The sequence below is a fragment of the Flavobacterium ginsenosidimutans genome, assembly GCF_037478105.1.
Taxonomy (GTDB): domain Bacteria; phylum Bacteroidota; class Bacteroidia; order Flavobacteriales; family Flavobacteriaceae; genus Flavobacterium; species Flavobacterium ginsenosidimutans.
In genome coordinates this window covers 5,395,781-5,411,326 of the sequence record NZ_CP147988.1, presented here as the reverse complement: position 1 = coordinate 5,411,326, position 15,546 = coordinate 5,395,781, and the positions used below count along the sequence as shown (strand labels likewise).

11 protein-coding genes are annotated in these 15,546 nt (G+C 34.3%); 5 read left to right on the top strand and 6 right to left on the bottom strand.

Translation table 11 applies throughout. From position 1 onward, the window contains the following. Positions 1-37: 37 nt before the first annotated feature. Genes V6624_RS23150 through V6624_RS23125 form a run of 6 tightly spaced genes read right to left on the bottom strand, consistent with a single transcriptional unit; the run spans position 38 to position 6,828 of the window. On the bottom strand, positions 38-1,267 hold the full coding sequence (locus V6624_RS23150; RefSeq protein ID WP_338840382.1) for a glycosyl hydrolase: 1,230 nt from the start codon (positions 1,265-1,267) through the stop codon (positions 38-40). 6 nt (positions 1,268-1,273) lie between these two features. Further along, complete coding sequence (locus tag V6624_RS23145; protein WP_338840381.1) at positions 1,274-1,822, bottom strand: carbohydrate binding domain-containing protein; 549 nt, start codon at positions 1,820-1,822, stop codon at positions 1,274-1,276. 27 nt (positions 1,823-1,849) lie between these two features. Then, the gene (locus tag V6624_RS23140; RefSeq protein ID WP_111289036.1) at positions 1,850-3,040 is read right to left on the bottom strand and encodes an AGE family epimerase/isomerase; all 1,191 of its coding nucleotides are present in this window, start codon (positions 3,038-3,040) and stop codon (positions 1,850-1,852) included. A 6-nt stretch (positions 3,041-3,046) separates the two neighbouring features. Next, positions 3,047-4,237 carry a glycosidase gene (locus V6624_RS23135; RefSeq protein ID WP_111289034.1) on the bottom strand — a complete coding sequence of 397 codons (1,191 nt, stop codon included), beginning with the start codon at positions 4,235-4,237 and terminating at the stop codon, positions 3,047-3,049. A 26-nt stretch (positions 4,238-4,263) separates the two neighbouring features. Continuing rightward, a complete protein-coding gene (locus V6624_RS23130; protein ID WP_111289032.1) occupies positions 4,264-5,655 on the bottom strand; it encodes an MFS transporter in 1,392 nt (463 codons plus the stop codon). 36 nt (positions 5,656-5,691) lie between these two features. Beyond that, positions 5,692-6,828 carry a glycoside hydrolase family 26 protein gene (locus V6624_RS23125; protein WP_111289030.1) on the bottom strand — a complete coding sequence of 379 codons (1,137 nt, stop codon included), beginning with the start codon at positions 6,826-6,828 and terminating at the stop codon, positions 5,692-5,694. A gap of 307 nt (positions 6,829-7,135) precedes the next feature. Between V6624_RS23125 and V6624_RS23120 the strand changes: the two genes are divergently transcribed. From V6624_RS23120 to V6624_RS23100, 5 genes are all read left to right on the top strand, one after another. Beyond that, entirely contained in the window at positions 7,136-8,014 is an 879-nt protein-coding gene (locus V6624_RS23120) for an AraC family transcriptional regulator (protein WP_111289028.1), read from the top strand. Between the two features lie 318 nt (positions 8,015-8,332). Next, positions 8,333-11,500, top strand: a complete 3,168-nt coding sequence (locus tag V6624_RS23115; protein WP_111289026.1) for a SusC/RagA family TonB-linked outer membrane protein — start codon at positions 8,333-8,335, stop codon at positions 11,498-11,500. 11 nt (positions 11,501-11,511) lie between these two features. Further along, positions 11,512-13,074 (top strand): RagB/SusD family nutrient uptake outer membrane protein, encoded by a 1,563-nt coding sequence (locus tag V6624_RS23110; protein ID WP_111289024.1) that lies wholly within the window; start codon positions 11,512-11,514, stop codon positions 13,072-13,074. 20 nt (positions 13,075-13,094) lie between these two features. Further along, on the top strand, positions 13,095-14,162 hold the full coding sequence (locus tag V6624_RS23105) for an IPT/TIG domain-containing protein (protein ID WP_111289022.1): 1,068 nt from the start codon (positions 13,095-13,097) through the stop codon (positions 14,160-14,162). 63 nt (positions 14,163-14,225) lie between these two features. Beyond that, on the top strand, positions 14,226-15,485 hold the full coding sequence (locus V6624_RS23100) for a fasciclin domain-containing protein (protein ID WP_111289020.1): 1,260 nt from the start codon (positions 14,226-14,228) through the stop codon (positions 15,483-15,485). Positions 15,486-15,546: the final 61 nt, after the last annotated feature.

Genomic DNA, 15,546 nt, shown 5'->3' with positions numbered 1-15,546 from the left:
CGACAGGTTTTTAAAACCTGTCGGGGTTTGAGCTGTTTTATTTTGGCATTTCATACATTTTCGGCAACGAATTCACTAAAGCTGATTTCGTTTTCAAACTATAAGTTTTAAAATCATTTGCATTTGATACAGAACTATTTGGAACATAATATCCATCAGTATTATTATTCCAAAACATGACATAACTTATCTGAATATCATTTTTGGTCAAAGCGCTATACAATAAAGTCGAAAACCAATCTGTAATGGCGGGAGTTGTGCTTGTAACGCGATAACCTGTTTCGGTTAAAGCTGCGATTTTCACTTTCGCTTTAGCATAATCAGAAAGAATTTTTAGCTTGGAATTTGCTCGATCAGATCCCGTTTGGCCTTGATTGCTAAAATCTCCATAATTATCCATTCCAATAATATCGACGTATTTATCACCTGGATAACGGTTTAAATAACTGGTTTCAGTTGTATAAGAATTATCAGGAGAAAAGGAATATAAAATGTTGTGAACACCTTTTGTGTTTTTTAAATAATCAACCGTAAATTGATACGCTTTTTTATATTCATCAGCAGTACAGAAATCGGCTCCCCACCAAAACCAGCTTCCATCAAATTCATGAAAAGGTCTGAAAATTATCGGAATCAATTCGCCGTTTGAACCTTTTAAATTAGAAACTACACTGGCAACTTTATCTAATTTTTTCTTGTACCATTCGTTGTTTGCTCCGCCTGGAAGAATACTTTTAAAAGCAGTAGATTTCTGTTCGGAAGTCATATCGGCCGTGTAGAAAGAATCTTCATTATAAGGTTCTCTCAAATGCCAACTGAAAGTGTTGATTATTCCTTTCGCGTAAGCGGCTTTAGTATCGGCAATAATTTTTTGTTCTTGCTGATAAAACCAGTTATCTGATTGTTCGTTGTTGCTTTTATCGGTAATAAACATGAAGTCTGAACCTAAAACTGCTGGATCAAAACCTGTATTTTTCTTGATGTCAGAATCTCCGCCAGCATCCTGATAAAAACTATTAAAAGCATCTTGCTGACCAATTGCGGTTTTTGTCTGAGACAATCTTTTTAAATTATAAAACAAAGCAACAGTTTCTTTTGTCGCACTGGCATCAACCATGTAAGAAGCAGCGTTTGAAGTCGTTAAAGGATCGTCTTGTGTTGGAGGATCTACAATAACTTCGTCTGTAGAATCTTGATCTGAAGAACAGCCTGCCAAAAGAAAAACAGTCAAACTCAGATAGATTATTTTAGAAAGATATTTTTTCATTTTAGATTATTTGTTTTGAGAATCTACTTTTGCATATTCTTCTTCTCCAAGCGCTTTTAGATTTACATCGTCAAAAAACACGGTTCCGTTTGTTTGTGCCAAAGCCAGCATGATTCTTATTTTTTTTGCATCAGAAGGAATTTTAACCGCTTTTTTATAATTAGTCCAACTAGTTGTTCCTTTTACTTGCGCAATGGTTTCTGTACTAATTTGTTTTTCATTATCATTTGTAAATTCTAAAATAACGGCAGCAGCTTTGTATTCTTCTTTTTGGCTTTCTACTTGATCTGTTTTGATCCAAACGCTGCATTCAACTGCATAAGTCAATTTCGGAATTAAAACAATTTGATCTAGTGCTCGCCATTCTGCTCCCGTAAACTGATTGATCATGACGCTGTTCTTTCCAGATTTTTTTTCATAAGGTGAAAGCGCAGCAATTTCTTCGCCTCTCCAATTAACCATATCTCTCTCAAAAGCACCATTTTTTACAAGATTCATTTGTGCATTTGTTATCGCAGAAAGCAATAAAAGACTAAAAAGGAAAAGCTGTTTCATGATAATTAGAATTTAAAACATTAAATATTAATCTTGAATTCGGGCAATAAGTTCTAGACAGGCTCGGCCGTTATGATAAGGGCATTTCCAGAATCCGGCTTTGTCTTTTTTCATTATAGAATAATCATCGTAAACGCCCCAAAACCATTCTCCGTTTTGATGATCAATCATGTGTTTTTTTGTGAATTTCCAGATTTTGTAAACAACGTCCAGATATTCGTCTTTTCCAGTTAATTGATAAGCATTGTAAAAACCAATTAAAGCTTCTGCCTGTGGCCACCAGTGTTTTTCGGGAATTAATTCTTTTTTCTTGGGATCATATTCATACCATAATCCTCCATCAGAATCAAGACCCTCAATTGTTACTTCTGCAATCTGTACAGCGTGTTTTTTATAATTGGCAATCAAAGTTTCGTTTCCTGAAATTTCGGCGCATTGCTGCAAAAGCCAAGCTGCTTCGATATCATGTCCGTACGAGATCACATCTGGTTTTTCTTTCCAGTTTTCATCAAAAAACAAGCGCAAATGTCCCGTTTCCGTATTGATGAAATATTTTTCGATCGTTTCTAATAATTCAACAATATCTTGATGCAGCTTTTCGTCTTTCCAGACTTTATATAAATTTACATAACCTTCGATAATATGAAGATGCGTATTCATTGTTTTCTTTTCGTTGGCATCTTTTGCGCTTAAACGCAAATCTTCAATTGGTTGCCAATCTCTGGTAAAAGCTTCAAAATAACCTTTATTTAGCTTGTCATAGCTATGTTCTTGGATTTTTGCATATAAGTTTTTAGCAATTTCTAAAGCTCTTTCTTCTTTTGAAATTGCATAATATTCAGACAATCCATAAATCGCAAAAGCTAAAGCGTAAATCTGGTTTTTGGTGTCTTTTGGAGTTTTATCCTCATTTATACTCCAAAAAAGACCTCCAAACTGTGTGTCATAAAAATAAGCGGCAAGAAATTCGAATGCTCTTTTTGCCAGTTTTTTGTGGTTTTCGTTTTTAGTGGTTTGATAACTGGCAGAGAACGTCCAAAGAATTCGGGCATTAAGAACCGAACCTTTTTCTGCATTGGCAATCAGATGATCGTTAAAATCGATTTGACCAACAAAACCACCATTTTGATCGTCAATAGTACGCTCCGACCAATAGTTTAGAATAGAATCAAGTTCTGCGGTTAATTCCGATTTTAAAAGCTTTCTTTGTAATGACACGATATTTTAAATTGCGTTATTTTTTTCGATTTGATTAATGATTGTTTGCACTGAACCTGCCGAAATAAAAGTATCTGCTGGAGTATTTATTACATAATCGACAAGTTTATCTACAGATGAAACCGCCACGTGCATTCTAGTATCTGAAGAAGCGTAATATACGTAAACCGTTCCGTCTTCGTCTTGGATCCATCCGTTAGAAAATAAAACATTCGAAACGTCTCCAACTCTTTCAATTCCTTCAGGTCCCATAAAATGTCCTGCCGGAACGTGTGTTACTTTTGCAATATCATGTAAATCGGTCATAAACATGTACAAAGTATAGCGTAATCCCGCAGCAGTATTACGAACTCCGTGTGCCAAATGTAACCAGCCTTTTGAAGTTTTAATTGGAGCAGGACCCAAGCCATTTTTCAATTCATAAATGGTATGATATTGTTTCCCAAAAATGATTTTTTCGTCTTTTACAACTGGATTTGTCATGTCGTCAACATAACCTAAACCAATTCCGCCACCTGATCCAACATCAATGAAACCATCTTGCGGACGTGTGTATAATGCGTATTTTCCGTTTACAAATTCTGGGTGTAAAACTACATTTCGCTGTTGTCCTGTATTCGAAATTAAATCAGGAAGTCTTTCCCAGTTTACTAAATCTTTAGAACGAACGATTCCAGCATTGGCTACAGCCGAACTTGTATCACCTTTTGGAGCTTTTGGATCTTTTCTTTCGGTACAGAATATTCCATAAACATAACCGTCTTCGTGATGAATTAAACGCATATCGTACACGTTGGTATCTGGTTCTTCAGTTTGTGGAATCACGCAAGGTTTATCCCAAAATTTGAAGTTATCAATTCCGTTTGGACTTTCGGCGATAGCAAAAAAAGATTTTCTGTCGATTCCTTCCACACGAACAGCCAATAAATATTTTCCATTCCATTTCATTGCTCCAGCGTTGAAAGCTGCATTCACGCCAATTCTTTCTTGTAAAAATGGATTTGCTTTTTCGTTAAAATCAAAACGCCAGTTTAACGGAATGTGCGCTGCAGTTACAACAGGATTTTTGTAACGGTCATAAATTCCGTTTCCAATAATTTCCTGAGGCGTGTTTTTTTGCTCAAGCAGTGTTTTATGTTGTTTTTCTAATGCCGATTTTCTTTCTAGAAAAGTGGCTGAAGATGTTATCGTTGTCATATCAATTGATTTCTGTATCTGTTTTTTTAATGATTTTGGTCTCTCTTTTCGTTTAAATCCTGTTCTATAATTTGTAATTTATCTTCTGATAATGGGTAAAATGCTATAAAAGCTACTGATATTGCCGCGGCAATTGCCGGAAGAATACTCAGCATTAATTGAATTCCGTTTTGAGCTGTTGCAGTCTGTTCAACGTTGGCTTGAAAACCGTAATATCCTAAAAGCCATCCAGCTCCAGCACCACCAATTGTCCATCCGAATTTTTGTGACATCGAAGAAGCAGAGAAAACTAATCCTGTTGCTCTTCGCCCTTGTTTCCATTCTGAATAATCTGCGCTATCTGCGTACATTGACCAGATTAATGGGAAAATGCACCCTGCGCAAATACTGATTAAAACTTGGAAACTCAGGATTAAGAAAATATCTTCTTTTCCGAATAAATAGAAAACCAGACTTAAAATTGCAGCTAATGCCATTGCTCCGAAGAAAGTTTTCTTTTTACCAATTTTATTCGCAATTGGTGTTGCGGCAATAACTCCAATGATGTTTGCTGCTTGTCCCAAAACCAAATAAATTGAAGTTGGTGTCATGTGGAAATCGGTTCCGAAAAGCGAAAAATCGAAGTTTATAGTACTGCTTACATAATATTTGAAATAGTAAACTGCTGCACCGTCACGAATAGAATTAAAAACTAATGCTCCAATTCCTGCTCCAAGTAAAATCCACCAAGGCTTATTTTTTAGAAGATCTTTTAAATCTTCTTTTAGATTATTTTGTTCGTCTGCAATTGGTTTGATTCTTTCTTTTGTGAATAAAAAACAAGCCCAGAAAAAGATGGTTGTAATTAATCCGAAAACGGCAATTGTGGCAAGCCAACCTGTTTTTGAATTTAAATTTCCACCGAAATAATTTACCAAAGGCTCAATTAACCAAAGCGCTAAAAGACTTCCTCCAAAAGCAAAAACCATACGGTAAGAAGAAAGTGTATTTCTTTCTTTTCGATCAGAAGACATAACTCCCAAAAGCGATGCGTAAGGAACGTTGATTAAAGAATAAATCATCATCATCAGTGAATATGTAACATAAGCATAGATGATTTTTCCTTTTTCGTCAAAATCTGGAGTGTAAAAAGTTAAAACTCCAATCACGGCAAAAGGTATCGCTACCCAAAGTAAATAGGGTCTAAATTTCCCCCATTTGCTTTTTGTTCTATCAGCTAGAATTCCAACGATCGGGTCGAAGCAAGAATCCCAGATTCTAGTAATTAAAAACATGGTTCCAACTACAGCAGGCGCCAATCCGAAAACGTCGGTGTAGAAAAATAGCAGATACATGCTGAAAATTTTCCAAAACATAGATGAAGCAGCGTCTCCAAGTCCGTAACCGATTTTTTCTTTTAAACTAATTTTGTCGTGCATTGGTTATTTTTTAAGGTTGTAATTTATTTGGGGCAATTATTTTAATTTTTTCTGAATGTCTTTCTCAAAGATTGTTTGGTCAAGATTGTAAAAATCGATAAAATCTTTTTCGCTTACCTGACCTGAAAATGGAGCATAGTAATGCATTTTTTGTTCTTTTTCTTGCCAGCCGTGATTTCTCCATAAAAGCACATAAGAAATTTTGTAATCTCCAATTGCTTTTAATAAAGTTCCTGTCCACCATTTTGAGTCTGGAACTGCTTCATAACCAGCTTCTGCCAAAGCCATCAATTTATGTTTTTTTAGACTGATTTCATTTAATATTTTAAATTGATTTTGGACTTCGCTAATAAATTTTTGACCATCCGGATCATTACTATTTTGGTAACTGTCAAAACTTAAAATATCAGCGTAATCGTCACCTGGATAGTTGGCTAAAAAATCAGCTTCACTGCCAAAACCACCTGTATTGTAAACATAAATTAAGTTGTGAACACCTTTTTTCTGAAGGTAATCAAAAGTGAATTTCCAAGCTGTTTTAAATTCCTCTGGAGTACAGTTTCCTTTTCCCCACCAGAACCATCCGCCTGTAAGCTCATGAAATGGTCTAAAAAGAATTGGAATATTATTGCCGTTTTTATCCTTTAAAGACAAAAAGAAAGCAGCTGCTTTATCTAACCAAGAAGTGAATTTTTTATGATTTTCTGCTCCAGGCAAAATCGTTTTTAAAGAATTTTTGGTATTATCCCAAGCATTTTTTCCAGTTGCAGGATTATCAAAGTGCCAGCTGATAGTTGAAATTCCGCCTCTTGCATCTGCATCAATAATATATTGTTTCATTTTGGCAAAAGGAACGCCGTCAATATTATTTGGACTGTCATTTTCTAAACCAGCAATATCCCATCCATAAACGGCAGGATAATCTCCAGCAACATCTTTTACATCACTTCGGCCATCTTCATATTTCCATTTTACGCCGTAAGCCAAATCATCCTGATGCCCGAATAAAAATCCTTTTTGAGTTAAAATATTAAGTTCTTTATATAAAGATTTTGTTTCTGTTGTTGCTTTTTTATCTGAAAGTGACAAATTAGTATTACTTGCACTTTTTTGAGATATACAAGAACTGCTTATTATAGTTGCGGTCAAAAGCGTTAAAAAATGTTTTTTCATTGAGAAATTATTAGTTTGTTGTTTAGCTAAAAGCACAATAAACAATGGTTTACAGTTTTAAAAATAAGATTACTATCAGTCCGAAAAATCCTTATGATATTCTTGTTAAAATTATTAAAACTATAAAAAGATCTTTAATTAAAAATGATTAATGTTTATTATTAATCTTCTTTTTAAAGAAATGATAATTAATTTTTTCAAAGATAAACGGATGATTATAGTGTAATTAATATTATTTTATCAATTATATATCATATTATTGCAGTCAAAAAACAAACGTATTGTTTTCCTGAAAATAGTTTTTAAGATGGGTACTGCAAAAAATTTTTATAGAGAAATTGCTCCGCTTGCTGCGGGCGACAGCTTTTTGGTTTTCGATAGAGTAAAAGACAGTTTTGATTTTCCAGTTCATTATCATCCGGAATTTGAGATCAATTTTATTCAAAATGGAAAAGGAGTGAAGAGGGTTGTGGGAGATAATATTGAAGAAATTGATAATGTCGAATTGGTTTTGATTGGCCCGAATTTATATCACGGCTGGGAATTAAATAAATGTACGAGTAAAAAGATACACGAAATAACAATTCAGTTTCATAATGATTTATTTCATGAATCTTTATTGTCAAGACGTATTATGAATCCGATTCGAGATATGTTTAACAGATCTATTCACGGAATTTTATTCTCAAAAAAAACTGCTGAAGAATTGATGCCAAGACTTGTTAGGCTTTCAAAACTAGACGGCATGGATTATTTTTTGGAAATCACTTCTTTATTATATGATTTAGCAAATTCTAGAAATCAGCGCTTACTTTCTACTTATACGGTAGATTATGATACGTTTGATGATTATGATAAAATGAAATTGGTTTATGAATATGTGCAAAAACATTTTGCTGAAAAAATTACATTAGAAGATGTTGCAAATGTGGCGAGTATGTCGATTATTTCTTTTAACCGATTTATTAAAAAACGTACAGGAAAGACTTTTGTCAATTATATAAATGATATTCGAATTGGTTATGCGGCACGCTGGCTGGTTGAAAAAGACATGAGTGTTTCTGAAGTTGCTTTTAAATCTGGTTTTAATAACATAGCAAACTTCAATCGTAGTTTTAAAGCGACAAAAAACTGCACACCGAGCCAATATCGCGAAGAATTTTCTGGTTTGAAGCGCATTTTATAGTGATACTTTTTTATCACTGATAAATATTATTTTTAACGAAAACGTTTGCTTTTTGAGATTTCATTGTTTTTTATTCATTGTTTAGGTTCTTTTTGAGTATTGTCTTTGCGAATAATTTAATTTTTATATGATTTTATTTTCATATATGTTTTTTTAAGCGCTTAAAGTAAAAATATTATCATTAAATGATATAATATTATCGATTTGATAATCCTCTCTGTTATAGATTTGTTAAATAATTTGAAAGTAAAAATTACCCCTGACAATTTACTTTTGGATTATGCAATAAAACAAATTTAAACTAACCAAACATTTATTATGAAAAAACTAATGACTAGCTTCATTCATTGGAAGGCTAACCACAGAGCCGTTCCTTTGATATTATTTTTGTTGCTGAGCAGTAATTTTATTATGGCTCAGGTGAAGGTTTCGGGGACAGTTTCTGATGAGAAAGGACTGTCTATACCAGGAGCAAACATAGTGGTTGCAGGTTCAAAAAAGACTGCTTCTACAGATTTTGATGGAAAATATTCCATTGAAGCACCCGCAAATTCTACTATTTCGGTTTCATTTATTGGCTATGTTGCCCAAACAATCAATGTTAAAAACGGAGGAACAATCAACGTTGTTCTGAAATTGAGTGCTGAAGATTTACGTGAGGTACTAGTTAACGTTGGATATAGAAGTGTGAAGAAAAAAGATTTGATGGGAGCTGTTTCTACAGTTGGCGCCAAAGATATTGCAGATTCTCCACAAGTATCTGTCGATCAATTACTGCAAGGACGTGCCGCGGGGGTTTCGGTTACGAATAACTCTGGTCAGCCTGGAGGTAGTGTCTCTGTAAAAATACGTGGAACGACTTCTATATCTGGAACTAATGAGCCGTTGTATATTGTAGATGGTATTCCAATTTCTGGAGATGCTTCTAATACTAATACAGGAGGTTCTATTGTAACAGGTTATTTAGGCGCAAATACAGGAAACGTAGCATCTAGTCCAATAGCGTTTTTAAATCCAAATGATATCGAAACAATGGATATTTTGAAAGATGCTTCTGCAACTGCAATCTATGGTTCTAGAGCCTCGAATGGAGTTGTAATTATTACTACAAAAAGAGGAAAAAAAGGTACAGGGAAAATTTCTTTTGATTCGTTTTTATCTGTTCAGAATGTAACTCGTTTACTGGATACAATGACTTTGAGCCAATATGCAACACAGCAAAATGCGTTAGCGGCTGTTTATGGTGTAGCGCCGAGAGATGAGTTTGCGGTTCCGTCTGTTTTGGGTAAAGGGACAAACTGGCAAGATGAGATTTATAAGACAGCTGTAATGACGAATCATCAGATTTCATTTTCAGGTGGGAAAGAAGGTATCAATTACTACATTTCTGGTGGTTATGTAAATCAAGAGGGTATTGTTATTGGTTCAGGTTTTAAGAGATATAATTTTAAGACTAATGTAGATGCCAAAATAAAAGATTGGCTAACTGTTGGAGTTTCTATTGGAACAGGGATCACAAATGAAGATATTACAATTAATGGAGCAAGTAATGGTATTATTAGTACTTCTATTTTATCTACTCCAGATGTTGCAGTAAAAGATACAAGTGGAAATTATGCTGGTCCACCAGAGGACGGATCAATCGGAGTTTGGATTAATCCAGTTGCTTCGGCTTTGATGAATACTAACAAATTGATTAAAAAGAATTTCTTAGGAAATTTTTATGCCAGTTTTAGATTAGCAAAAGGTCTTGATTATCGATTTGATTTTGGAGGTTCTACGAATATTGATAGTTTTGAAGCGTTTCAGCCTACATACAAATGGGGTGCGGCGGTTAGAGAAACTAATATGCTGACAGAGAGAGCTAACAATTGGTATGGTCTGAATATTAAAAACGTTTTAACTTATAAAACGGATTTTGGTGATCATCATTTTAATGTCTTGGTTGGTCAAGAAGCTAATGATAGTCATTGGAATGGAAATTCACAATCAGTTTCTGGTTTGTTAAGTAATGATATTCATTCTATTAGTTTAGGAGATCCTGATACTCTTGTAGCTTCAGAATATAAAGGAAGCTCTGCTTTATACTCTTTCTTTGGAACTTTCAATTACGATTACAATAATCGATATGGTTTGCAGGTGACAATGAGAGCTGATGGAAGTTCTAATTTTGGGCCTGGCGAAAAATGGGGTTACTTCCCATCATTTTCAGGTTATTGGAAACTTTCAAACGAAAAGTTTATGGAAGGGACTAAACAGTATATCGATAATATCAAATTTAGAGGAGGTTATGGTGAAACTGGAAACCAAAATGTTGGAGGTGCAGGTTATATGAGTACAGTTCGCGCAATAAAATCGGCACTAGGGAATTTCTTTACTGTTAATAACATTGCAAATCCTGGCTTAACTTGGGAAACTTCTAAGCAAACTAACTTCGGTTTAGATTTTACACTTTTCAATTCAAAACTTCAAGCAACATTTGACGTGTACAGAAAAGAGTCAGAAGGGTTCTTATTTGTTCTGCCATTACCTTATTATGTTACAGGTACAGATGCTTACCAAGGAGGTTTAGGAGCGCCTAATGTAAATTTAGGAAGCTTAAGAAACCAAGGTTTTGAGATGACTTTAGATTACAATAATAAATTTGGAAAAGATTTTACTTGGAATTCAAAAGTGATTTTCTCTACAAATAAAAATAAACTGTTGAGCTTACAAGATAATTTTGATTTGACAAAAGATGTAATGCTTAATGACTACACTACTAAAGCGGTAACTAAAACTGTTGTAGGTCAGCCTGTAGGTCAATTTTACGGATATCAGGCAGTTGGAATTATCAGAACTAATGAACAATTAGCAAATGCACCTATTCCTTACACAGGAAATAAAGCTGTGAAAAGTCAATTAGGAGATGTTGAGTATGTGGATCAAAATAAAGATGGTTTAATTGATGACAAGGATTTAACTTATATAGGTAATCCTGCGCCGAAGTTTACTTATGGTTTCAATAATACTTTTAAATACAAAAATGTTGACTTGGGAGTCTTTTTACAAGGGTCATATGGTAATAAAGTAATGAACTTAACGAGACGTGCTGGTACTAAAAACCAACGTTTGTATGAAAATCAATTGGCAGAAGCTGCAGATTTTTGGACGCCAGATAATGTTGATGCAAAATATCCAAGACCTGACGGTGCAGACGGACATCCAAATATCGCAATCTCTGACCGCTATGTAGAGGACGGATCTTACTTAAGAATTCAACAAGTAACTTTAGGGTATAACTTGCCTTCTGATGTTATTTCAAAAGCGAACATTAGTAAATTAAGATTTTACTTAGGTATCCAAAATCTTTACACATTTACTAAATATACTGGTTATGATCCAGAGGTTGGGTCATATAACCAAGATGCATTATTATCAGGAATTGATTCTGGCCGTTACCCAACCAATCGTAGTTTCACTTTTGGATTGAATTTAGAATTTTAATTACTACTCTTATGAAAAAATATATCAATATAAAGACCTTAGTTTTATTCTTAACACTAGGTTTGGCAACTACTTCTTGCAGCGAAGATTTCTTGGATCGCCCATCTGAAGATAGTTACAGCAGTGACCAGTTTTATAATAGTGACGAACAAGTAGCTAGAACTACCTATGGTATGTATGGCGCGATGTGGGCTCCTTATTATACTAAAAATTTCTATGCTTTGTCTGAGTTATCATCAGGAAACTGTTTAGCATATGCAGATGGACCGGAATTGATTCAGTTTAAATTGACTTCTGATAGTCCGATTTTGCTTGATCCGTGGAGAGCTTGTTTTGCTATTGTAGCACAATCGAATAATTTAATTAATAATATTGAAAGTAATGCTACTGCTAATGTGAGCAGTGCTGTAATTAAAAATACTATTGCAGAGGCACATTTCTTTAGAGCGATCGCTTATTTCTATCTAGTTCGTTTATATGGGCCTGTGCCTATTATTGAGGATAATTTAGCTTTAGCAAAAGATCCTTTAGTGAATACAAATAGAATTGAAGACGTTTATACATTTATTGAAAACGATTTAAAATTCGCGGCAGCAAATTTAAAATCAAAAATTAGATCTAGATCTGCTAGTGGTGATAATATTTTTGTAACTCAAGGTTCTGCTGAAGCATTTTTAGCTAAAGTTTATCTGTATGAGAAAAAATATTCAGATTCTAAGACAATGGCTGAAAAAGTGATTAATTCTGGTGAGTTTGGATTGTTGCCAAATTTTGCAGATTTATTTTTGACAAGCAAAAACAATAACGAAGAATCTATTTATTCTTGGCAATGGTCTGGTGCTATTAATACGTATGGAGGAGGAAATTTCTCGAATATTCAATATGGTTTGGATATTTTAAATGATAATGCTTCATACGGTGCTACTTATGTGCCAAGTAATGATGTTCAGGATGCTTTTGAAATTGGAGACTTAAGAAGAAAAGAGTCTTTTATGATTTACGGAGATTCTTATCCTAATATGAAAGCTGACGGAGAAGTGGGGTTTGTTATGGATAAAGCCAAATACGGAGATGTATTGGCTAATACTGGCGCAGCGGTTAAGAAATATGTTGTGGGTCAAGCGACTAGTGAAACTGGACCAGCTGATTCATGGGGTGGTATGAATAATTGTAACTACATTATGCGTTATGCAGATCTTTTGTTGATTCACGCAGAAGCAATTATGGCAGGAGCTGATGAAACTACAAATGCTGCAGCAAAAGAATCTTATAATAAAGTTAGACTTAGAGCAGGTCTTGGAGCTTTAGGAACAAATGTGCCTTTAACAAAAGCGGCTTTATTTCATGAGCGTAGAGTTGAATTTGCTTTTGAAGGAGAATTTTGGTTTGATTTAGGAAGACTTCCGCGTCAAGAGGCAATCAATATCATTTCTCAGCAAGATAGAGGTTTTGATTCTCAGGGAGTAATGCATTATACACCAACTCCAACTGATTTTACTTACCCAAAACCAGATATCGAAGTTAGAAAAAATCCAAAGTTGAAAGAGGCACCGGTTCCTTACAATTTTAACTAATTTTTTAAAAGTAAATCACTATGAAAAATATAAAAAATAGAATGTTATTGAAGTTGTATTTTTTAGCTTCGATTTCAATTTTGCTGTTCGCTTCTTGTTCAGATGACTCGGGAGATTCTGCTGGCAAGCTTGCGGTAACAGGAATTAGTAGATCTGTTATTGACGATCCTTTGGTTGAAGGAGATAGACAAGTTGATGTTGCTACAGATATTATTAACGCAGGAAATTATTATATCATTAGAGGATCTGGTTTTGCTACGTTAAAATCAATTTCGTTTAATGGAATGGAATCTTATTTTAATCCAACAATGGTAACAGATAATGCAATCGTTGTGTTAGTGGATCAAAAAACGCCATATTACAACGAAATGGACGAAATGAAAATCGTTACTAATATTGGAACTTTGAACTATAAAGTGGCTATCAGACCTCCAAGTCCTAATATTACAGGATTTCCAATTAACCCAAATCCTGGAGACATAATTACGATTACTGGAGAATACTTTTTACATCCTGTGGTAAATTTTGGTGAAACTGCTGTTGAACCGATATCGTCTACATTGACAGAGATTAAAGTGCAGGTGCCGAATAATATTCAATATAAAAGCTTATCGATAACTAACGTATCGGGTACAACTGTTGCAGGTCAGTCTTTAGGTTCTGCGATTTACGACGATGCTTACACTAGTTTAATGAGTTACAATGGACTTTGGAGACCAGCAACTAATCATTATGATATTGCTTATGATAAAGACTCATCGCAAGGTACAAAATGTATCAACTGGACTTCTGGACCAGATTGGGATGGTTTATACATTGGTATTGATAAATCTAAAGTAGATCTTTCTAAATATAAAGCGATCCGCATCAATATTAAAGGGCAGAAAGCAGGTTCGATATCAGCAATTATCAATGGTAATTATGGAGCTACTTATGCACTTAAATTCGGAACAAGCTGGACTTATTTAGAGATTCCGATTTCAAGTGTTGGAAGTCCGACTGAGTTAACAGAAGTGACTTTTCAGGAAACTGGAGGTTTTGGAGGAAACAATTTATTTATCGATGATATTGGATTGGTGTTAAAATAATTGTGACGGATAAGAAAGGTTTATCCCTAATGAGATCCATAATTAAAAACTAAAAGAGAATTTATGAAAAATATATATAATAAAGTAAAACATATTGCTGTATGTGTCTTTTTGGTTGTCGCGGCTTCTTCTTGCGATAATGATATTCCAGATATAGGAGGAGCACAGCAAAATTATAACACAGCATACGGATTGCTTCTGGCAAATAGTAATTTAACTACGTTTGTAAAAGCAATAGAATTAGCTGGCTTAGAATCGACATTAAATACAGCTGACGATTATACCTATTTTGTTCCTAATGATGCGACTTTTTCTACTTACTTGGTAGATAATGGTTATGTAAATGATTTAGGATATCCAGATATTAATTTGGTTCCTGTAGATGATTTAAAGCAACTTGTTTTAAGTCATGTTGTTAAAGGTGTTAAGAAAAGAGTAGGTCAACTTGAAGGCGTTGAAGCTGATTATTTAACAACAGGCGATTATGCTACAATGGCAAATGCAGTAAATCCCGATTTATACTTATTAAGCATCAATGTAACTAATGGTGTTTTAAAAGTAAACGGATCTGATAAAGAAGCGCCAGGACTAGACTATTACGCAACAAATGGTTTTGTAAATGTTTTAAGCAATGTAATTGAGTTAACTCCGCCAGCTCCAGTAATCACGAGCTTATCGCAAGTATTGGCTTCTGCAGGAGATGTTATTACAATTACAGGTCAGAATTTTGTGAAAGTTAAAAGTGTAAAATTCGGATCTACTGAAGCTACATTTACAGCAGTATCTAAAACAGAAATAAAAGCAACTGTTCCAGCTGATTTTGATTCGTATGCTCTTATTGTAGTAGAGACTGAATTTGGAGTATCTGCAGCAAGCAGTATAGGTCTTAAATATTTACTATACGAAGACTCATTGAAAGGATGGGGCTGGGGCTGGGGAGGCGATATCACCTGGGAAAGCACAGAAAATGTAAGCAGAGGAACTCATGCAATTAAAAAAGTTGCTGAGTCTTGGAGTGGACTTTTCATGCATTCTGATTTAGCTCTGAATACTGCCGATTATCAATTTGTTAAAATGTCTATTTTCCCTACTGAGAGTACTAAAATTATGGTGACTATAAATAGTGATACAGGTGATTCTAGTAAAGGTACTACGGTAACTTTAATACCAGGACAGTGGAATAATATTTCAATTCCTATCTCAGATTTGCATCCAGATCTTATACCTGGAGGAAACTTTGACAGTGTATTTATTCAAGAATTTTCTGGAGGCACAATTACTCCATCTAGTATTATTTATATCGATGACCTAGGATTTTTATAAAAAAATAATTTGTTTGAGTTAGTCTGAAAATGTTCCCTTATTGAAAGATTAGGGAACATTT